At 38.1% G+C, this 20,518-nt stretch carries 15 protein-coding genes and 1 pseudogene; 9 read left to right on the top strand and 7 right to left on the bottom strand.

Annotated features, from left to right (window positions below; all coding sequences use genetic code 11):
* The first annotated feature begins 151 nt into the window (after window positions 1-151).
* Together AC1WHX_RS03070 and AC1WHX_RS03075 are read left to right on the top strand one after the other, a co-directional pair.
* Window positions 152-727: a helix-turn-helix domain-containing protein gene (locus AC1WHX_RS03070; protein WP_022603148.1), complete on the top strand. Its 576-nt coding sequence runs from the start codon at window positions 152-154 to the stop codon at window positions 725-727.
* A 21-nt stretch (window positions 728-748) separates the two neighbouring features.
* Window positions 749-2,401 carry an AMP-binding protein gene (locus AC1WHX_RS03075; protein WP_303115835.1) on the top strand — a complete coding sequence of 551 codons (1,653 nt, stop codon included), beginning with the start codon at window positions 749-751 and terminating at the stop codon, window positions 2,399-2,401.
* Window positions 2,402-2,576: 175 nt separating this feature from the next.
* Here the strand turns inward: AC1WHX_RS03075 and AC1WHX_RS03080 are convergent, their stop codons facing one another.
* From AC1WHX_RS03080 to AC1WHX_RS03100, 5 genes and pseudogenes are all read right to left on the bottom strand, one after another.
* Entirely contained in the window at window positions 2,577-4,703 is a 2,127-nt protein-coding gene (locus AC1WHX_RS03080; protein ID WP_302545257.1) for a polysaccharide lyase family 8 super-sandwich domain-containing protein, read from the bottom strand.
* A gap of 113 nt (window positions 4,704-4,816) precedes the next feature.
* Window positions 4,817-5,200 (bottom strand): annotated as a pseudogene (locus AC1WHX_RS03085) (FAD-dependent oxidoreductase); the annotation flags it as partial.
* A gap of 144 nt (window positions 5,201-5,344) precedes the next feature.
* The gene (locus AC1WHX_RS03090) at window positions 5,345-5,956 is read right to left on the bottom strand and encodes a hypothetical protein (RefSeq protein WP_122337654.1); all 612 of its coding nucleotides are present in this window, start codon (window positions 5,954-5,956) and stop codon (window positions 5,345-5,347) included.
* A gap of 32 nt (window positions 5,957-5,988) precedes the next feature.
* Window positions 5,989-6,825 (bottom strand): T9SS type A sorting domain-containing protein, encoded by an 837-nt coding sequence (locus AC1WHX_RS03095; protein ID WP_303115832.1) that lies wholly within the window; start codon window positions 6,823-6,825, stop codon window positions 5,989-5,991.
* 166 nt (window positions 6,826-6,991) lie between these two features.
* A complete protein-coding gene (locus tag AC1WHX_RS03100) occupies window positions 6,992-11,068 on the bottom strand; it encodes a hybrid sensor histidine kinase/response regulator transcription factor (protein WP_303115830.1) in 4,077 nt (1,358 codons plus the stop codon).
* 181 nt (window positions 11,069-11,249) lie between these two features.
* Between AC1WHX_RS03100 and yaaA the strand changes: the two genes are divergently transcribed.
* The 6 genes from yaaA to dprA all read left to right on the top strand — a co-directional run bounded on the left by yaaA (window position 11,250) and on the right by dprA (window position 17,482).
* Complete coding sequence (gene yaaA / locus AC1WHX_RS03105; protein ID WP_022603122.1) at window positions 11,250-12,014, top strand: peroxide stress protein YaaA; 765 nt, start codon at window positions 11,250-11,252, stop codon at window positions 12,012-12,014.
* A gap of 3 nt (window positions 12,015-12,017) precedes the next feature.
* Window positions 12,018-12,578, top strand: coding sequence for a sugar O-acetyltransferase (locus AC1WHX_RS03110; RefSeq protein ID WP_122337657.1), 561 nt, complete (start codon window positions 12,018-12,020; stop codon window positions 12,576-12,578).
* A 100-nt stretch (window positions 12,579-12,678) separates the two neighbouring features.
* On the top strand, window positions 12,679-13,902 hold the full coding sequence (hflX, locus tag AC1WHX_RS03115; RefSeq protein WP_022603118.1) for a GTPase HflX: 1,224 nt from the start codon (window positions 12,679-12,681) through the stop codon (window positions 13,900-13,902).
* A gap of 50 nt (window positions 13,903-13,952) precedes the next feature.
* Window positions 13,953-15,944, top strand: a complete 1,992-nt coding sequence (locus AC1WHX_RS03120; RefSeq protein WP_122337658.1) for a DUF4954 family protein — start codon at window positions 13,953-13,955, stop codon at window positions 15,942-15,944.
* Between the two features lie 13 nt (window positions 15,945-15,957).
* Window positions 15,958-16,362, top strand: a complete 405-nt coding sequence (locus AC1WHX_RS03125; protein ID WP_009317981.1) for an acyl-CoA thioesterase — start codon at window positions 15,958-15,960, stop codon at window positions 16,360-16,362.
* A gap of 13 nt (window positions 16,363-16,375) precedes the next feature.
* Window positions 16,376-17,482 carry a DNA-processing protein DprA gene (gene dprA, locus AC1WHX_RS03130; RefSeq protein ID WP_303115826.1) on the top strand — a complete coding sequence of 369 codons (1,107 nt, stop codon included), beginning with the start codon at window positions 16,376-16,378 and terminating at the stop codon, window positions 17,480-17,482.
* Here the strand turns inward: dprA and AC1WHX_RS03135 are convergent.
* Entirely contained in the window at window positions 17,477-18,154 is a 678-nt protein-coding gene (locus AC1WHX_RS03135) for a metal ABC transporter ATP-binding protein (RefSeq protein WP_022603110.1), read from the bottom strand. The genes dprA and AC1WHX_RS03135 overlap by 6 nt on opposite strands.
* Window positions 18,141-19,013: a metal ABC transporter solute-binding protein, Zn/Mn family gene (locus AC1WHX_RS03140; protein WP_122337659.1), complete on the bottom strand. Its 873-nt coding sequence runs from the start codon at window positions 19,011-19,013 to the stop codon at window positions 18,141-18,143. Before AC1WHX_RS03140 ends, AC1WHX_RS03135 begins: the two co-directional genes overlap by 14 nt.
* Window positions 19,014-19,225: 212 nt before the next feature.
* Here AC1WHX_RS03140 and AC1WHX_RS03145 point away from each other — a divergent pair, with 212 nt between their 5' ends.
* Window positions 19,226-20,413: a M20 metallopeptidase family protein gene (locus tag AC1WHX_RS03145; RefSeq protein ID WP_481228849.1), complete on the top strand. Its 1,188-nt coding sequence runs from the start codon at window positions 19,226-19,228 to the stop codon at window positions 20,411-20,413.
* The last annotated feature ends 105 nt before the right edge of the window (window positions 20,414-20,518 follow it).

Raw genomic sequence — 20,518 nt, forward strand, 5'->3', positions numbered from 1 at the left:
TAAAAAACTCGATAAAACGATTTTCAGTAATTTATTTCGGAAAAATTTCGTATATTCTTTCATTCAAATTAAAGTTTTTCTTATTTTTGCCAATAATTATTTCATATTATTGCAAATTGCATCACAAAAACATACAATATAATAGTAAGTTATGAAAAACAACAAGACCGTAGGTTACAAAATACAAACGATTCGGGAAAATAAGAATATGAGCCGTAAAGAGGTAGCCGAACAAGCCGGATTAAGCGAAGAGCAGGTTACACGAATAGAAGAAGATATCGATTTACCGGCACTTGCCCCGCTATTAAAAATAGCTCGAGCTATGGGGGTACGGTTAGGAACATTCCTTGATGATCAGGAAGAGCTCGGACCTGTTATATGTCGGAATATGCAAAAGGAAAAAAGTATTAGTTTCTCTACAAATACTCCGAATGCATCCAGACACATGGAATATTATTCTTTGTCAAAATCGAAATCGAACCGCCACATGGAGCCTTTTTTTATAAACATAGCTCCAGCCCCGGCAAACGAATATGAAATGTCCTCACATGAAGGAGAAGAATTTATTATAGTCGCAAACGGAGAAATTGAAATCAATTACGGTAACGAAACATATGTCCTGAAAAAAGGTGATAGCATTTATTACGACTCTATCGTGCCTCATCACGTACATGCCTATAACAACCAAACAGCCACTATTCTCGCTGTAGTTTATGTTCCTGCCTAAAAACCGCTAAAATTCCAGACTATGCAATTATTTGAAAAAACATTAGGAGATTTTCTCGAATATTGGGCAGAAAAAACACCTGATAAAGAATTTATCGTTTACTCGGACCGAGACTTGCGTTTTACTTACTCAGAATTCAACAAACGTGTAAATAATCTTGCCAAAGGGATGATGGCCATAGGAGTCGAAAAAGACTCTAAAGTCGGTATTTGGGCAACGAACGTACCCGATTGGCTCACATTTCTGTTTGCATCTGCCAAAATCGGAGCAATTCTGGTTACTGTAAATACAAACTACAAACAACATGAGCTGGAATATCTGGTAGAAAATGCCGATATTCACACATTATGCATATCCAACGGTACATTCGACAGCGATTACGTCGACATGACCTACACAATGCTCCCCGAATTGAAAACCTCACAACGAGGACATTTGAAAAGTAATAAGTTTCCCTATATGCGCAATGTCGTTTATATCGGACAGGAAAAACATCGGGGCATGTACAATACAGCAGAACTTCTTTTATTGGGAAATACCATAACTGATGAAAAGTTAGAAACCCAAAAACAGAAATTCAACTGTTATGATGTAGTGAATATGCAATATACTTCGGGGACTACAGGCTTCCCAAAAGGAGTAATGCTTACTCACCACAATATCACGAACAACGGATATTGTATAGGACAATGCATGAAATTTACAGAGAACGATCGAGTATGTCTTCCCGTTCCCCTTTTCCATTGTTTCGGTATCGTACTCGGCATCATGGCTATCATCACCAATGGAGGATGTGCCGTAATGCTTGAACGATTCGATCCGCTTGTCGTACTGGCTTCGGTTCATAAAGAACGGTGCACTGCACTATACGGCGTCCCGACCATGTTTATTGCCGAATTGAATCACCCGATGTTCAGCATGTTCGACCTTTCATCTCTGCGCACGGGAATTATGGCAGGATCTCTGTGTCCCGAATGGCTTATGCGGGAAGTAATGGACAAAATGTACATGAAAGAAATCACAAGTGTTTACGGACTGACAGAAACATCGCCGGGCATGACTCAAAGTAAAGTCGATGATCCGGTCGAAGTCAGAGCATCGACAGTAGGAAGCGATCTTCCCGGAGTAGAAGTGCGCGTAATAGATCCGGAAACTCTCGAAGAATGTCCGGTAGGTGTGCAGGGTGAAATGTGTTGCCGAGGATACAATATCATGAAAGGATATTACAAAATGCCGGAGGCCACAGCCGCCATTATCGATAAAAACGGCTTTTTGCATTCCGGGGATCTGGGAATAAAAACTCCTGAAGGCAACTACAAAATTACCGGACGTATCAAAGACATGATTATTCGAGGCGGAGAGAATATATATCCACGCGAAATTGAAGAATTCTTGTATCAGATCCCGCAAATTAAAGACGTACAAGTTGCTGCCGTGCCCTCAAAGAAATACGGAGAAGAAGTCGGAGCATTCATTATACTGAAAGAGGGCGAAAGTCTGCATGACTGCGATGTAAAAGACTTCTGTAAAGGGAAAATTTCACGACATAAAATACCTAAATATATTTTCTTTATAGACCAATTCCCATTAACCGGTAGCGGAAAAATACAAAAATATAAACTAAAAGATTTGGGACTCGAACTATTAAAGAAACAAGGTATTACACCCGCCTGAAAAAGCTTTTCCATCTACCTATAATTTGATGATATCCTTTTGTCTGCCTATCCGCACCGGAAAACAGACAAAAGGATTTTTTTCAGGTCTGATAGAAATAGCTTGTTAAATTTACCCACATCAACTTCGAGAATCTCTTTACCAGAAATTTAGATAGCAAAACTCTTAATCCAAACTATAACGTAACAGAGATTCCTGAACCTGCATATTTACCTTGAGGACAGCTGACAGTAAAACGAGTACGATTTTCTTCCGGGATATAAACTCCGCCTGAATATTCTCCGGAAATTTCAAAAACTATCGTTTTTAATTGCTGCGTAGGATCGGACATCGTTATTTTCCAACCATCTTTATAAGGCCGGAGTATAAATAACGCCGGAGTTACTGCTATAAAATCGCAATAAGCATCGAGATGAAGCAAACCAGGTTTATAAAATATAGCTGATATGAGATTATTGTTTTTTTGTTTTACCGCTTGGCACTCTTCTGTCCGGCTTAAAATATCCACTGACGAAAAAGCCTTCCGACTACTTTTATCAGAAGGTGTTACCATATAAGCATAACATCCCTGATGATTATCTAAAACACAAGTAAATATTTTTGCAGACTGTTCGGACATGTCGTAAAATACAGCTATTTCATGCCAACTACCAAAACTCTTTTTTACAAAAATACGTCCTTTTTGTCCCGGAAGAATACAATAATCCCAACCACCATGACTAACCCGACAGCTACTTTCTGGAGGCAACTCAAAAATATCATCTTTCAGAACAGATGTTTTCCCTTCAAAGTTTATGGTACAATTACCGGCATAATACGTTTGGTTTATCGTTGTCTGTAAAGAATCGCCCTTAGAACTTCTTAAATCATTTCCCAAACATACAAGCAAATCTCCGAACAAAAAATACCCCTTTTTCCCGGTTATCCCGTCACGATCGAGAGAAAAAGCGGCAATACCGTTTTCTCCATCAGCTATCACTCCTGAAAAAGCATTTCCGTTACGATAACCTTCCCATCCCAATAAAGGCAAATCTCTATAATTTGCAGGAGCAGTAATACCCGGAAGGCAATGCCAGTCCCACACCGGAAAAATATTCTCATATTCTTTTCCGTCTCGCATTAAAGCCATCACACCGTCCCCTAAATAATATCCCTTCAAATTCTCTTTATTACCTGTCTCCGTAGCGATAACACGAGGAGATGAAAATCTCACGGATATATAAGCTTTTGAGGTTTTACTAACCAGCATGTCAGACCGATAAAAAGCATAAGTCCCGATAGAGTCACTATTTCGTACTTCAGTAAGAATAGATCTGCACGATTCTTTATATCGACAAGCCCTCATTCGATCGACATGAGAAATATCGTACAAAGCCTGTACTAATGCCAAGGCCTTTCCTCTTTGAACATTTTTAAACAGTTGGCGACCACAAGCACTAAAATCCATTCTACCGTTCCATACAACACCATTTAAACCTTTTAACAAGTAATCCCCCAATATCCCAATCTGTTTCTCTGCAAAAGAAAATTTTGTATCTCGAAAAATACAAGCCCAATATGTCATATTCAAGGCATAAGCAAGACCATAGTTCCCAAACTGAAGCTGAGGACCGTGCAAATGATATGAATAATCAGGTTGTATTCCTTCCCCCATCGTCAAATATATCTCCGAAACAATTACATTACGGGCCGACTCCAATTCATCTTTATTTTTCTCGAATAACGCTTTATAGATAACATTTCCTGCTAACCACACTTTATTTTGTCCGGTCTTGCCTATACGAGAACGGCTCAACTGTTCAAGTGCTTTACTTCTTAAATCCTCGGGTAAATGATCTTCCATCATCAACAATGCTGGTCCGAGTATTTTATTAATTCCGATATCGGTAAACCACCAATTTGTAGAACAATTGTCGTAATTACACCAATAGTTCAATCCCGATAAAAACACTTTTAGCACCTTATCATGACGATATAAACCTGATTTTACAGCACAATAGCTTTTTGCTAAATGGAAAAGACGAATTACATGAAAAGACGGTAGCCAAAGACTTGCACTTCGATCTTCATAATTTATATCCGGCCAACTTCCATCCGGCAACTGCGAAACGACCCAATGCTCTATCGTATCACAAGGTAAGAGAATGTTCAAGTATAATTCTTTAACAGATTGATCAATATACGAACCGTTATCTGTCAACTGAATAATCTCAGATACTATTTTTTCATCTTCATATAATGAATTCGTATGCCATTCTATTAAATTCTTCTTACAAATTTGTATATCTTCAGCATACACCATATTGAAGAGAAAGAAAAAAAAATAAACAATATTTTATACGGGGAACCTCCCATTTATATCAATTTTCAAAAATTCTCATAATACAATTTTATAAACTCTATTTTTATGTCTGATTACCGGATATTCTGTCCTTCCTCTTTTAAGCGTTTCCGCAATAAAGTTACATCAACTTCATGCACATCCGGTTTTTCGGAACGAACAGCCAAAGCCCCAGCCAATCCGGCAGCTTCACCAGTCACCAAGCAAGCCGGCATAACCCGCAAACTGCCAAAAGCATATTCATCTGTAGATATACAACGGCCTGCTACCAAAACATTTTTCAATTTCTTAGGAGTAAGGCAACGATACGGAATACCGTGAGATTCCCCTTTGGAATAACGAGGATAACGTTTTTTCTTATTCTTTTTATGGACATCGATATAATAGCAATTCCGTCCTATTTCGTCATCAAAAGATCTCCGTGCCAGCCAATCATCTATTGTGAATAAATAATCGCCCAGAAGCTATCAAAACACATATTTTTTTCAAAACAAGTATTTGCATATATGTATATCTTAGAACCGGCTCAGACCTATCCCAAAGCTTTCAAATATCAGATGAGACAAGAATAAGCCAGTAGTTTTATAATAAAAAATTAACACCTACACTTTTTCATTTACAGAAATGTTATCAATATAAAAAACAAATTTCGCACGACTGAAATCTTGTCCCCCATCGACAGCAATTCTCAATTCAAAAGGCTCATCAAAATTTAAACTATGAGTTTTCTTATCCGAAACGATTTTTCCTGATCCCAAATCCACTTCTACGGTGTATAAATGCCAATCATTATCGCCCGTTATATTGACATTTTCACCACGACCGGCAATCGATTTATTTCCTTTACCTTCTGCAAAACCGACAAAAGAGACATTCAGTATTACAGGTTTAGCTGACCGAGCATAAAACGACACCTTTATTTTTTTTCGACTTAATTGAAGACCTTTCTGAGCTACAAAATTTTTATAACGAGTATCGATCCTATCATTACAAACAAATCGTAGAGATTTATCTCCTTCATACGCAACATTTACAACAGGCATTATCGATGAATTCGGCAAATTATTTTTATACCATTCTCCATTCTCAACCCCTCCACGTTTGGTTTTTACCGTACCTTCTTCAAATCCGGCATTCATCAACTTATTCTCCTGTGCCCAAAAAGATGATAATCCCCCTAACAAAACAGCAATCAATAATAATTTATTTCTCATCACTTTTAGATTTTAATCTATAAGACTCCTTCCTAACGTATAACTCGATACACTTTATTCCCATTCACCTGCACCAAATACACCCCCTGTGGCAAATCAAATACCGAAGAAGAACCATCAACATATGCCGATTTTACCAGACTTCCTGTTGCTGTATAAAAAGAGACTTTCCCTTCAATACCGTTCACGACAATTCCCGAAGAACTACCATATATTTCACCAGCACAATTGTCGCTATAAGATTTTATACCGGAAGTATTTCCTGCAACAATACTCACATTATCCAATGCAACATAAGCATTTTTACCCGTCATATCTTGTGGACCGGCAATACCTATACGAAAGGTAAAAGGCTGAGTAAAATCCCATTCCGTTTCTTCTAAAACATCAGTTACAGTTCCGGCCATAACTTTACCGGAAGAGTAATCTAAAACTTTTGTGTATTTTCGCCATACATCATCAGCCGGAATAGTAAACACGCCATTTCCTAAATCAACTTTATTCGCACCTGCGGCATTTTTCCCTACCAATGCAAGATAAATATCCATTTCTGCATTTTTTCCCTTTGCCCAGAAAGTAAGTGTATAGACCTGTTTCTCTACTGCAGCAGCTATTTCATCTCTTCTATAATAAGTTTTGGCAGTAGTCAAAATATTTGAATTTCCATGAAACCTCATAGTCTTACTTCCCCCATCTTCCAACGGCAAATCAGGACTATGATCTACTATTGCGGCATCACCTCTAACCATTTGAGAAGCGACTATCCAGCCATCCGAGTTTTCAAAATCTCCATTCGTAATTAAATTTTGGGCTTTAGAAATAACTCCAGCTAATAAAAAAAACGAAAGAAGCAGTAATCTGTTTTTCATAATCTAAAATATTTAAAGGTTAATATTATTTATCGGTCTATTCCGACAATACAAATATCAAGTACGAAAAACAGGAATTGGTTTACAGATATTTATAAGATGTATAAAAACGGAGTTATACCATTTTTTAAACATTTTATGGACAAATACCGCACATAAACAGATGTTATTTATCGGCTTTTCTCTTTTCCTTTATAAACTCGCTCGGAGTCATACCAAAGCGTTTTTTAAAACAAGTACCGAAATAACGAGATTCGGTAAAGCCTACTCGATCCGATATTTCACTTATATTCAAATCCGTATCGGTCAAAAGCTGTACAGCTCGTTTCAACTTTATTTCTAAAATAAACGTTTTCACAGAATGTCCGGTCAACAGTTTTATTTTTTTGTACAACAACGAACGGCTCATTGCCATATCTAAAACAAAATTTTCCACATCATATGACGGGTCATCCATATTTTTCTCTATCAACGCTAATGCTCTTTGCAAAAAAATACTATCCGCAGATTCCACCGAAACGGGAGTCGGCACAGGTACCAATGTTTTTCCTGAAATCATTCGTTGAGTTTCAAGAGTTCGAATCAAATTCTGTATCTGCCGAATCAATAACGCTGAATCGAATGGCTTTTCTATATATAAGTCCGCCCCAGAGTCCATACCCTTCCATTTGTCTTTTTCAGATAAACGTGAGGATAAAATAATGATCGGTATATTTGATGTTGTAGGATTGGATTTCAATTGCCTACATAGTTCAAAACCATCGATTATAGGAATCATGATCTCTGTAAGTATCACAGAAATCCTCTCCCGCAAAGCTATCTCTAAAGCTCCTTTCCCGTCTTTCGCTGCAATAACCGAAAACTTCGAAGACAAAATATCCGTCAAATAACTCCTTAATACGGCATCCCTTTCGACAATTAATATCGAATATTTTTTCTTTTCTATCGTTTCCGATTCCTCCTTGTTTATTTGGGGACATAACCCGGACAATAAATGAGCCGTATAAGAAAAAGGATAAGAAGATAAATCGAAGTCTTCTGAATTTACGGACGACATTTGAGCGGACTCTACAGGAAAAACAATATTGAATTCAAGCTTTCTCTCCACATAAGTATAAAATATATTCCCCTGCAATAATGCCAGTAATTCTTTAACCAAAGACAAACCTAAACGAGATTCGGCATTTATCCCCGAAATAGTATTTCCTGCTTCTGAATAGAACCTATAAAACAAAGCGTTTGCTTCATCTAAAGATAACAATACTCCATTTCCTGAAATTCTTAAAGATATTTTTCTCTTGCTATCTAACGTAGAATAACCGCTTTGCTCCAAATGCCTGATATCAGGCTCTTCCAAAGAAAAAGTCAAATCATTTCCGGAAGGGAGATAACGAACCAAATTAATAAATAAATTACCTATTATCTTTTCCCATATAAGCGGATCAAACAAAAAAGTTGCAGAAGCAAAAGCAGACTTAAATATTATAGAAATATTATATCCTGTCGCTACATTCTCATAATTAGAACACAGTTTTCGAAAAAAAGTGACAGAATCCCCCTTAAAACAGTTAATAATTAAAGAATTACCTTCAATCGTTTGTATATCCAACAACTGATCAAGCAAATTATTTACCCTTACAACCTGGGATTGCATTTGTCCCAACAGCTCTTCAGACTCTTTATTATCCCTCAAACCGGGACGTAAACGTATAATCAAATCATTAACCACACTCAAAGGCGCTCGTAGTTCATGAGATATATTCGTGAAAAAAGAGACTTTTTGCTCAGTTGTTTGTTCTATCCGCATCCGTTGTTCCTGTTCTTTCGACAACTGCAAAAGTAAATACCGGAAACGAGATGAATTGCGCCATAACCAATAAAACAGAAAAACCAAAACTGAGAAATAAGCAACAAATGCATACCAGGTAAACCATACAGGCGGATTCTTTATCACCACTACCGAAGTAACGGCATCATTCCATATCCCATTATTATTTGCTGCTTTCACTTCAAAAACATACCGACCGGTAGATAATCCTGAAAAATAAGCCTTATACTCCCCTGGAGCCAATACCCTCCAATTGTCATCGAAACCTTTCAATCTACATGCAAACTGATTTCTGGACGGATAAAGGTAATTCGACGATGCAAAACTAAAAGCTATATTCGTATCAGAAGCATCCAACACAATTTTGTCGGTTACTGAGATATCTTGTTTTAACGGTGAATTTTTTTCTTTCGGCTCTACCTTAACATTATTAATATATAACCCCGTAAAATATACTGAAGCTTTATTCCGATTTACTTTTATTCGAGAAGGTTCAATCCACAAAAAACCATTTGTATGTCCGAATAACAAATCTCCTAAAGCCGTTTTATATTGGGCATTCGGATAAAAAGATCCGGAGACAAATGCATCAGGCAGATCAAACCGAACAAACTCTTTTGAAGACGTTACATAATGAAACATGCCTTTATCAGTTGTTAACCAAAGGTCATGAAACTCTGCATCTTCTAATATACTATATACAATATCGGCATCAAGTCCGTTTTTTCGATTATAATAAGTCACATTCCCTCGAGGACTGATAACTGTCACCCCATCGCCCCGCGTACCGATCCAAACATCTCCTGTAACAGTCTGACAAATTGTATATACATTATTACCACTTAACCGGCCCTTTTCAGAATACTTATCATAGCGCTTTACGATCTTTTGATTATTAGGATTAATCACGACAATACCTTGCTGTCCCGCTAACCATAATAATCCGTCTCTTGTCTTATATAAACTATAAAATTTCAATTTCTCATCAGGAAACAACGGGCGGGTCGTTCCAAGCCGTATATTGCAAGAAAACACTCCCCTCTCTTTATCTATCACTAAGACAATACTATCATTAAGAACTTCAAAATCATAAACGTCCAAATTTCGGGAAGATTTTGAAGGGTCAGGCAATCGGTAACGAAACGCCTTACCCGTATGTGGATCTATTTCATTCAGCCCTCCCCTATATAACCCGGCATACAGTTTTCCATAAATAGGATGATAGTACAACTTTTTTATTAAATTACTTCCCGGACTATCCGGCCTACTATTATGTTTATAGTAAGTAATACGTCCTGATTCCCTGTCCAACCGATTCAGACCGCCCCCCTCTGTTCCAATCCAAATATTATGATCTTGATCTTCGGCAAAACAACTGACAATATTATAACTTAACGATATTTCGGTCGTCTGGGTGAAAAAACGATAATGAGAATCGGAATAATTAAAATATGCCAGTCCTCCTCCGTATGTGCCAGTCCAAACCCCTCCATCTTCATTAGTATATATAGTCCAAACAGAGTTATAGGGTAACGAATATAACTGATGTGGATCATTCTGTAAAAAAAAGTCATCTCCGCTTTGAAGATCCAGCAAAAAAAGACCGTTTTGTACTCCAATCCACATCACATTCTGACTATCTATATTCATATCCTTCGTATAAACAGAAGTTTTGCCATCATGAGATAAAGGATAATGTTGTACCAATACTCCCGACATATCATATTTAAATAATCCACTATGATCAGATAAAACATAAACAAAATCTCCATATCTCACAATTCTCTGAATCATATCTTTAACAAACAATTGAGAAAAAGGGACAAACCTCTGGGAATCGGTATCAAAGCGGAATATTCCACCGGCAATACCACCTGCCCAAAATTCATTATTAAAAACATACAAGCAACTGCCTTTTTCCCGTTCCATACCAGAAACTTTCATTAGTTCACCAGTTGCAGGATCAAACACGAAAGGTTGCTCATTATATAATAGCCAAATTTTATGATCAGAAGATTCGCATGGGAATGCAACATTTCCTTTAAACAAATTCTTAAAACAAAGCTGGTCAGCAGACATCCGAAACAGACCACCATATCTACTGGATAAATACAAATTACCGCAATAATCAGGGATAATACGATTAAACATCATCCGGTCGGCATTCTCCGGTTTATCCACTTTACGAATAAACGACACAAAAGAATATCCATCAAAACTCATAACATCATCTTCTGTTGTTATCCACATTTTCCCCTGACGGTCTCTCGTTATAGACGTAACAGCTTGATGTGTATTGATAGATACAGGAAACGTATGAAACAAATACCGAGATTTGTCTAAAATAGAATAAGCTTCTCCAAAACCGATAATAAAGAATACACTAAAAATCAAATATACTTGAGAGATTTTCATAGACCTATTATAAGCACATGGTATTAGTCAGCGACTGATGACGAATTCAACTTTCACAAAGATAAAAAAAATTGTAATCCAACAAAATACACAATAATATATTAACCATACCAAAAGAAGTTTTTCCATAATACGATTTTTTCTTTTACATTTACTGAATAAACATTTTACCGACACGATTATGATGACACTTCTATCTTGTGCCAAAACAATGTGTGACACGACCGGAATAAAAGCTCCGGCTCTTACTACTCCGAAATTCGGAAAAGAGGCTTCGGATATTATCCTGCAACTAACCGAATATTCTCCCGATGAGCTAAAGAGGATGTTACATACTACTTCCCGATTGGCTATGGAAAACTATGAACGATACAGACTCTTCCACTCCGAAGAGACACCGACATTGCAGGCTCTGCTTGCATATACGGGAATCGTATTCAAAAATATCAATCCGGGGGACTTTACTCGTGAAGAATTTTTATATGCACAAGAACATTTACGAATCACGTCTTTTTGTTACGGATTATTACGCCCGTTAGATGGCATCAAACCATATCGATTAGAAGGAAATGTCTCATTACCCGAAACCGGAACAGACTCCATGTTCGAATACTGGAAATCCCGACTAACACAACCGCTTTTATCGGAAATAAGAAAAAACGGGAATATTTTGTTCAATCTGGCAAGTAGCGAAATGAAACAATTATTCGATTGGAAAAAAATAGAATCTTCCGTTACCATTATTACTCCGCAATTTAAAGTCTGGAAAAACGGGAAACAGACGACTGTCGTCATTTATACAAAAATGGCTCGCGGTGCTATGACACGTTTCATAATAAAAAATAAAATCGAAAAACCTGAAGACCTGAAAGCTTTTTCATGGGAAGGTTTTTCTTTCAATAAGAATCTTTCAGACAAAACAAATTTTATCTTCACTCAAGAATAACGAATGAAAACAGAAAAAGAAAAAATGTTAGCGGGAGAATTATACACTCCTTACGACTCCGAATTACAACAAATGCACCAACAAGCATTAGCTTTAGTCGAACAATACAATAAAGAAGCTTTTGTCAATTGTCTCGAAGAAAATTTTATATTGCGTAAATTACTGCCTAATACACACCCGACATTACGGATACAACCTCCTTTTATTTGTGATTTCGGATTCTTAATATATGGAGGAGAAAACGGCTTCATCAATTACGGATGCACAATCTTAGACACCGCCCCCATCACTTTAGGGAAAAATATACTGATAGGTCCGAATGTTCAAATTTACGCACCGATTCATCCATACGACTACAAAACACGGGCTACCGGAGTAGAACACGGAGAAGCGATCACGATCGGAGATGATTGCTGGATCGGAGGAGGTGTCGTAATTTGTCCGGGAGTAACAATCGGTAACCGGTGCATTATCGGAGCAGGAAGTGTTGTAGTCAAAGACATTCCCGATGACTCTTTTGCCGCAGGCAACCCTGCAATAGTAAAAAAGCGTCTCGACTTGTAACTCTGTCAATAAGATTAGGATATATACAGTTTATAATTGCAAGAAGAACAAAATATAAGCCATTTGCATTATATTTGCAATAATTATAAGAATATTGTCAATGAAAGAATTTATCCTGACTAAACAAGAATCTGAACGCACGGTCTTAGTTGGTATTATCACCCAAACTCAAAACGAAACAAAAGCAAACGAGTATCTGGACGAGTTAGCGTTCTTGGCAGAAACAGCGGGAGCAGAACCAGTCAAGAAATTTTTACAACGGTTAGAATATCCAAATCCCGTAACATTTGTCGGAGCCGGGAAATTACAGGAAATCAAAGATTATGTTGAAGAAAACGAAATAGGTCTCGTTATTTTCGACGATGATCTTTCTCCGAAGCAATTAAAAAACATAGAAAAAGAACTGCAAGTAAAAATATTAGACCGCACCAGTCTTATCCTCGATATTTTTGCAAAAAGAGCGCAAACCGCCAATGCAAAAAGTCAAGTAGAACTGGCACAGTACCAATATCTTCTTCCCCGATTGACCCGGTTATGGACTCACTTGGAACGACAACGAGGAGGTATCGGAATGCGCGGTCCGGGTGAAACCCAAATTGAAACCGACCGCCGAATCATTTTGGATAAAATTTCCCGGTTGAAAGCAGAACTGAAGCAAATAGACAAGCAAAAAGAAATGCAGCGAAAAAACAGAGGGAAGATGGTGCGTGTCGCACTGGTCGGATACACAAACGTCGGGAAATCTACTCTGATGAACTTACTCAGTAAATCGGAAGTTTTCGCTGAAAACAAGCTTTTTGCGACTTTAGACACGACCGTACGAAAAGTCATTATCGACAATCTGCCTTTTTTGTTGACCGATACAGTAGGTTTTATCCGGAAACTTCCGACTCATTTGGTCGAATCTTTCAAATCTACATTAGACGAAGTGCGGGATGCCGACTTATTAGTACATGTCGTCGATATTTCCCATCCATCTTTCGAAGAACAGATAGAAATAGTGAATCAGACGCTGCACGAAGTTTGCAATTCTTCTGATAAACCGATGATAATCGTATTTAACAAAATCGATGCATTTTCGTATGTAGAAAAAGATCCGGATGACCTATCGCCTAAAACGAAAAAGAATATCTCGTTAGACGAGCTGAAAGAAACTTGGATGGCCAGAATGAATGAAAACTGTATTTTCATATCGGCAAAAGAAAAAAACAATATCGAAGAACTAAAAAAACTATTATACGAACGTGTTAAAGAGATACACGTGACCCGTTTCCCTTATAACGATTTCCTTTTTCAAAAATATGATGAAGAGGAAAACATATAGGCTCTGAAAAAGGAGCAAACTTTAAAATACAACTAATACATCACTACACAATGGGAGCTTACAGAGGATTAACGATTACAGAAATCGAGCAATTAAAACAGCAGAACTGCATGGCAGATGATTGGTCGGCAATATCCGTAACAAAGGACTTTATTCCCGATCATATATGTCATACCCGTTTTTCGGGTCAAATAAAATTAGGTGCTTTCAAAAAAGAGTTCATGTTAGATGGAGGATTGAAAAAACACTCCGGATTGCGCCACGTGACTTTACATAACTGCGAAATCGGAGACGATGTATTAATCGAAAACGTACCTAATTATATCGCCAATTACCGAATCGGGAATGACAGTTTCATCCAAAATGTAAATATTCTGGTAGTTGACGGTAAAAGCAAATTCGGAAACGGAACAGAGGTTTCTGTACTTAACGAAACAGGCGGACGGGAAGTTCCCATTTATGATAAACTATCGGCTCATCTGGCTTATATCATAGCTTTATATCGTCATCGCCCCCTCTTAATAGAGAAGTTAAAAAAAATGATCGACACGTATGCCGAAGATCACGCCTCAGAAACAGGAACTATCGGAGATCATGTAACTATCATAAATACCGGAACAATTAAAAATGTCCGTATCGGAAGTTATTGTACCATCGACGGAACTTCACGACTGGAAAACGGATCTATCAACAGTAACGAACACGATCCCGTCGTGATCGGGCATAATGTAATGGCAGAAGATTTCATTATCAGTTCAGGTGCACATGTCAGCGATGGTGTTGTCATGATGCGTTGTTTTATCGGACAAGCTTGTCATCTTTCTCACCTTTTCTCTGCACACGATTCTTTATTCTTCTGTAATTGTCAAGGAGAAAACGGAGAAGCCTGCGCGATCTTCGCCGGGCCTTATACCGTATCGATGCACAAATCGAGTCTTTTAATCGCCGGCATGTTTTCTTTCTTGAATGCAGGAAGCGGTTCTAACCAAAGTAACCATATGTATAAACTCGGACCTATTCACCAAGGCATCGTAGAAAGAGGGTCTAAAACGACAAGTGATTCTTATGTTCTTTGGCCTGCTAAAATAGGAGCTTTTTCTCTTGTCATGGGTCGGCATGTGCGACATCCGGACACGTCTAAACTTCCTTTTTCTTATCTTATCGAGAAAGGTTCTGAATCATATCTCGTACCGGGAGTAAACCTGAAAAGTGTAGGAACTATTCGGGATGCGCTAAAATGGCCGAAACGAGATAACCGGAAAGACCCGGAACACCTCGACATGGTGAATTTTAATCTACTAAGTCCCTACACGATACAGAAAATGCTGACAGCCATAGACGTTTTGCGCCATTTACAGGAAAGTTCGGGAGAAACATCCGAAGTGTATTCCTATCAAAGCGCTTGTATCAAAAACACATCTTTAGTCAAGGGTATTAACTTATACTCCAAAGCTATCAACAAATTTTTAGGGAACTCTATAATCAAACGTTTAGAAAACATCCGGTTCAAAAGCGATGAAGAAATAAGAGAGCGATTACGTCCCGACAATAACATAGGGACAGGAGATTGGCTGGATCTTTCGGGCTTGATAGCTCCCAAATCGGAAATAGACCGCCTCATCAACCAAATAGAATCAGAAGAAATAAAAACGCTCGAACCGATACAGCAAACATTTATAAGTCTGCATAAACGCTACTATGATTTAGAATGGGCATGGGCATATGAAGTAATGCAATCATGGTATCACCGTCCTATCGACCAAATAACGGCACAAGATATTACGGAAATCGTCAATATATGGAAAGATGCCGTTGTAAGCCTCGACGAGATGTTATATGCCGATGCGAAAAAAGAATTCTCAATGACTGCAAAAACCGGATTCGGAATAGACGGAAACACTCAACAAAAAAATGTCGATTTCGAACAGGTCAGAGGGGCTTTTGAGAATAATCCTTTTGTAAAAACCGTAAACGAACATATTAAAGCAAAAACAGAATTGGGGAATGAACTGATCGATCGTATCGCCCATTTAGCAAATTAGCATCAACTTTTTAATGGAAAAGAAATATTGTTTTGAATTGGAAATGAAAGTGCGTGACTACGAGTGCGACATGCAAGGTATAGTCAACAACGCAAACTACCAGCACTATTTGGAACATGCACGGCATGAATTTCTGCAAAGTACGGGAACAGCTTTTGTCGATATGAGGGAACAAGGTATAGAACCGGTAGTTTGCCGTATAGAAATAGACTACAAAACCTCACTCAAAAGTCAAGACTGGTTTATTTGTAAGCTATTTTTACGGAAAGAAGGTGCTAAATTTGTCTTTTATCAGGATATTTTTCGCCGATCAGACGACAAACTCTGTATCAAAAGTAGAGTGGAAACTGTCTGTATCGTAAACGGACGTATCAGCCGGGGAGAAGAATTGGAAAAACTATTCAAGGAATATCTTTAACCTCTTTATTGTTATGGCACTGTGCGAAGAAACAATATATCAGATCGCATTGACTCGTATTAAGGGCATGAATTTGTTACTCGCAAAAACATTGCTGGATACAATAGGCAGTGCTTCAGGAATATTTAAGGAAAAAGGGCAAAACTTGCAGAATATATGTAAACTGCAAACACCTGTCTTTAGTGACGAGTCAATAAAAACAGCCCTTGAAACAGCCAAAAGAGAGATAGATTTTATTGAAAAAAATCATATTATCCCGCTATTCTTCTCCGACTCTGAATATCCGGCCCGTTTGAATGAGTGTATCGATGCTCCGATATTATTATATTATAGAGGTACAGCAAACCTGAATTCCTCTAAAATAATAAGTATTGTAGGTACTCGTCATGCGACTAATTACGGACGAGACTTTTGTAAAACCCTCTTACAAGAATTGTCCAGATGGTTTCCTGACCTAATAATAGTAAGCGGGTTAGCTTACGGAATAGATATATGCGCACATCGAGAAGCTCTAAATAATAAGCTTCAAACTATTGGCATTTTAGCTCACGGAATGAATACTTTATACCCGGCTACACATAGAAAGACTGCTGCAGAAATGCTTTCTTGCGGAGGATTATTGACTGAATATTCATCTCAACATCCGACACATAAAGGGAATTTTGTAGCCCGCAACCGAATAGTTGCCGGAATGTCGGATGCAACACTGATTATAGAATCAGCAGAAAAGGGTGGTTCTTTAATTACTGCCGGAATTGCAGAAAGCTATCATCGGGATGTATTCGCTCTGCCCGGAAACATACAAAATGAATATTCTAAAGGCTGCAATCAATTAATAAGAAACAACCGGGCAGCCTTAGTAACTTCGGCTCGGGATATCGCCGATGCCATGTGTTGGGACATTCCGGATAAAGAACCGAAACAAATATCTCTTTTTCCGGAGCTGAACGAAACCGAAACATTATTGATGGAAATATTGGAGGAAAAAGGAGAATGCCATATAAATCAATTGACAATTATCGGCAACCTTCCTGCATCTCAAGTATTGGCAACTCTTCTCGAACTCGAATTCAAAGGTCTTGTCCGTCCATATCCCGGAGGGTTATACCGAAAATCATAATTCCCGGTTATTTATCTCACGAATAGACCGATTAATCCTGACTATACGAGTTGCCATCTCCTCCATTCTGTTCAGTTCATGCGATACCAAAATAACAGTTGTCGTTTTATTTATTTCACGAAAGATTTCATACATCCGTTCCTCAAATTCCTGATCGACATAAGATGACGGTTCATCTAACAAGAGAATTTCAGGACGTGAAACAAGAGCTCTGGCAAGCAAGGCTCGCTGCATTTGTCCTCCGGAAAGTTTTCCGATAGGTCTTTCCGCAAATCTCTCAAGCCCAACAAGAGACAACGCCTCTTCTACCCGCAACCTCTGCTCTGGAGTAAACGGTTTCAAAAAACGCTTTTCTCCCATCAAACCCGAAAAAATAACTTCCGAAACAGTAAGAGGAAAACGCGAATCTATTGCATTCTTTTGTGGTAAATATCCCATATTCAAATACGGGACTTCCAATCCGTTTCGATAAAATGAAACTGTTCCCGACAAAGGCGGCAGCAATCCAAGAATAATCCGCAACAATGTCGTCTTTCCTCCCCCGTTAGGACCGGTAATTGCCAAAAAATCCTTGTCATAAACGGTAAGATCGATATTTTCAAGAACCGGAGTACGATCATATTGCAACGAAACCCCGGCAACCTCGATTCGTTTATCCCTAATCAAAAGCATCTGCGATATGAATTAATTCTTCTCCCCACTCATAATTCAAAGGATCGATCTGAACAACCTTCCCTTTCAACTCCTCTGCAAATGTAAGAGCTTGTTTAATATTAAACTCTTTCTGAATAAATACGATATGAACATTATTTTCACGTGCTATATCAACTGCCCTCTTCATATAGAAAGCCGAAGGTCCTTTTCCGTTCAACTCTACACTTAGTTGACGTAGACCATAATCATGCGCCAAATAGCTAAGCGACGGATGATAGATTGCAAACATTTCCCCTTTATGAGGAGCAAGCTTATGAGTCAACAACGTATCTATCCGGTTTATCTCCTCTACAAGTTTTTCATAATTTCGGGTATAATACTCCTTTCCGTCAGGATCAATATCGACAAATGCATCATACATATTCTTTACAATAATACGGGCTCTTTTGGGAGAACTCCATATATGAGGATCAATATTCTCCATGTGCAAAGCATTCGGTTCTTCATGACACTCATGAGTACCGGTCAGCAATGACACACCTTCAGAAGTATCATAAATCTTCATTTCAGGATTGTTCTTTGCCAATTTATCAAGCCAAGCCACTTCAAAACCGATATAACCGATTTTCAGATAGGCAACACTTTTTCCTACACGAACCAAATGGGAAGGAGAAGGATCATAAGCTTCCGGATTACTGCCATTAGGCACAATACAATTAATATCAAACCTGTCTCCGGCAATTTTTTCCGCAAAATATTTTTGAGGCTGTATGGTTACGGTCACTATCCTCTTTTGCTCTGGCTGACGAATGCAAGAACATACAAGCAAAAAACAAGAAAAAAGAGCAACCATCCATATAGGACGAAATAGTTTCATTTTATTTCCTTTGTGTTACAAATCTTTGCTAAATGCAAAAATTCAAACAAATATAAGACAAAAGGCTAAATAAATCTAAAATTCAGATGCCTTTAATATTTTAAACTAACGATTTTAACACATCGTATCTTATTAAAAGCAACAAAAGAATAACGAAAAAATAGCGTTATTTATTATTAGAATACGTAAGTTTGTGAATTATTTATATTTATATGAAAAATATTATCAACCGGCTCAGCGACCAAATCGAAAAAGATGTCATATCGATATACCGACATCTGCACCAATATCCGGAACTCTCTTTTCAAGAAAAAGAAACATCTTTTTTTATTGAGGAAATATTAAAAAACGAAGGCATTCCTTACAGCAGCCGAATACGTGGCTATGGAATTTTGGCCAGGATAGAGGGAGAACAAGAAGGCACACATATTATCGGACTCCGTGCAGATATGGACGCTCTGCCGATAGAAGAAAAAAATCAAATCGAATATCGGTCAAAGATCCCTCATGTAATGCACGCCTGCGGGCATGATGCCCATACAGCTTGCTTATTAGGTAGCGCACTTGTAATGAACAAATTAAAAAAAGAATTCGGCGGGACATTGTTACTCATCTTCCAACCGGGAGAAGAACGTCATCCGGGTGGGGCACGTTTAATGCTCCGAGATGGTCTTTTCGACAATATCCGCCCGGAATGTATGATGGCTCTACATACTCATACCGAAATACCTTGTGGAACAGTAGCATTCGGTGAAGGATGCGTAATGGCCTCAGCAGATGAAATTCATATCACAATAAAGGGGAAAGGGGGACACGGGGCAATGCCTCATTTGCTGAACGACACCGTACTGGCGGCAGCTCAAGTCGTAATATCTTTACAACAAATCATTAGCCGCAGACGAAACCCCTTTATTCCGGCAACTTTGTCTATCGGTCGTTTCATTGCTGACGGAGCGACGAACATCATTCCTCAGGAAGTACAAATATCCGGAACTTTAAGATGTATGGAGGAAGACGAAAGAAAAAAACTAAGACCTCTCATTCTGCAAACAATCAAACAAACAGCCGAAAGCTACGGATGTACTTGCGAAATAGACATGAAAGACGGTTATCCCGCACTCATAAATGACGCAAGCATTACAAAAGAAGCTCGCAACTACGCAATAGAATTATTAGGAGAGGAACACGTGATCCCGTTAGAAAAACGAATGACCTCTGAAGATTTCGCATTTTACTCACATGCCATACCCTCCACATTTTTCAGATTGGGAATAAAAGGCTCTGCTAACCCTGAATGTCAAGGCCAGCATACTCCGTATTTCCTAATTGATGAAACAGCTTTAAAAACCGGAGTAAAAATATTATCCTGGTTGGCATACCGCTTTTTAAATAAACCATAAACAAATATCATTTTTCGGATACAAATAAAAATGAATTAAGTTATAATCAGAATATCAAAATATTATGAAAAGAAAATTATAGAATTGATTTTCAAAAATAAACTC

It is taken from the genome of Coprobacter sp. (assembly GCF_982436375.1).

Excerpts from the sequence above, each read along its gene's own strand:
- AC1WHX_RS03070 (WP_022603148.1), top strand. The coding sequence starts at position 152 with ATGAAAAACAACAAGACCGTAGGTTACAAAATACAAACGATTCGGGAA.
- AC1WHX_RS03075 (WP_303115835.1), top strand. The coding sequence starts at position 749 with ATGCAATTATTTGAAAAAACATTAGGAGATTTTCTCGAATATTGGGCA.
- AC1WHX_RS03080 (WP_302545257.1), bottom strand. The coding sequence starts at position 4,703 with ATGGTGTATGCTGAAGATATACAAATTTGTAAGAAGAATTTAATAGAA.
- AC1WHX_RS03090 (WP_122337654.1), bottom strand. The coding sequence starts at position 5,956 with ATGAGAAATAAATTATTATTGATTGCTGTTTTGTTAGGGGGATTATCA.
- AC1WHX_RS03095 (WP_303115832.1), bottom strand. The coding sequence starts at position 6,825 with ATGAAAAACAGATTACTGCTTCTTTCGTTTTTTTTATTAGCTGGAGTT.
- AC1WHX_RS03100 (WP_303115830.1), bottom strand. The coding sequence starts at position 11,068 with ATGAAAATCTCTCAAGTATATTTGATTTTTAGTGTATTCTTTATTATC.
- yaaA (WP_022603122.1), top strand. The coding sequence starts at position 11,250 with ATGATGACACTTCTATCTTGTGCCAAAACAATGTGTGACACGACCGGA.
- AC1WHX_RS03110 (WP_122337657.1), top strand. The coding sequence starts at position 12,018 with ATGAAAACAGAAAAAGAAAAAATGTTAGCGGGAGAATTATACACTCCT.
- hflX (WP_022603118.1), top strand. The coding sequence starts at position 12,679 with ATGAAAGAATTTATCCTGACTAAACAAGAATCTGAACGCACGGTCTTA.
- AC1WHX_RS03120 (WP_122337658.1), top strand. The coding sequence starts at position 13,953 with ATGGGAGCTTACAGAGGATTAACGATTACAGAAATCGAGCAATTAAAA.
- AC1WHX_RS03125 (WP_009317981.1), top strand. The coding sequence starts at position 15,958 with ATGGAAAAGAAATATTGTTTTGAATTGGAAATGAAAGTGCGTGACTAC.
- dprA (WP_303115826.1), top strand. The coding sequence starts at position 16,376 with ATGGCACTGTGCGAAGAAACAATATATCAGATCGCATTGACTCGTATT.
- AC1WHX_RS03135 (WP_022603110.1), bottom strand. The coding sequence starts at position 18,154 with ATGCTTTTGATTAGGGATAAACGAATCGAGGTTGCCGGGGTTTCGTTG.
- AC1WHX_RS03140 (WP_122337659.1), bottom strand. The coding sequence starts at position 19,013 with ATGAAACTATTTCGTCCTATATGGATGGTTGCTCTTTTTTCTTGTTTT.
- AC1WHX_RS03145 (WP_481228849.1), top strand. The coding sequence starts at position 19,226 with ATGAAAAATATTATCAACCGGCTCAGCGACCAAATCGAAAAAGATGTC.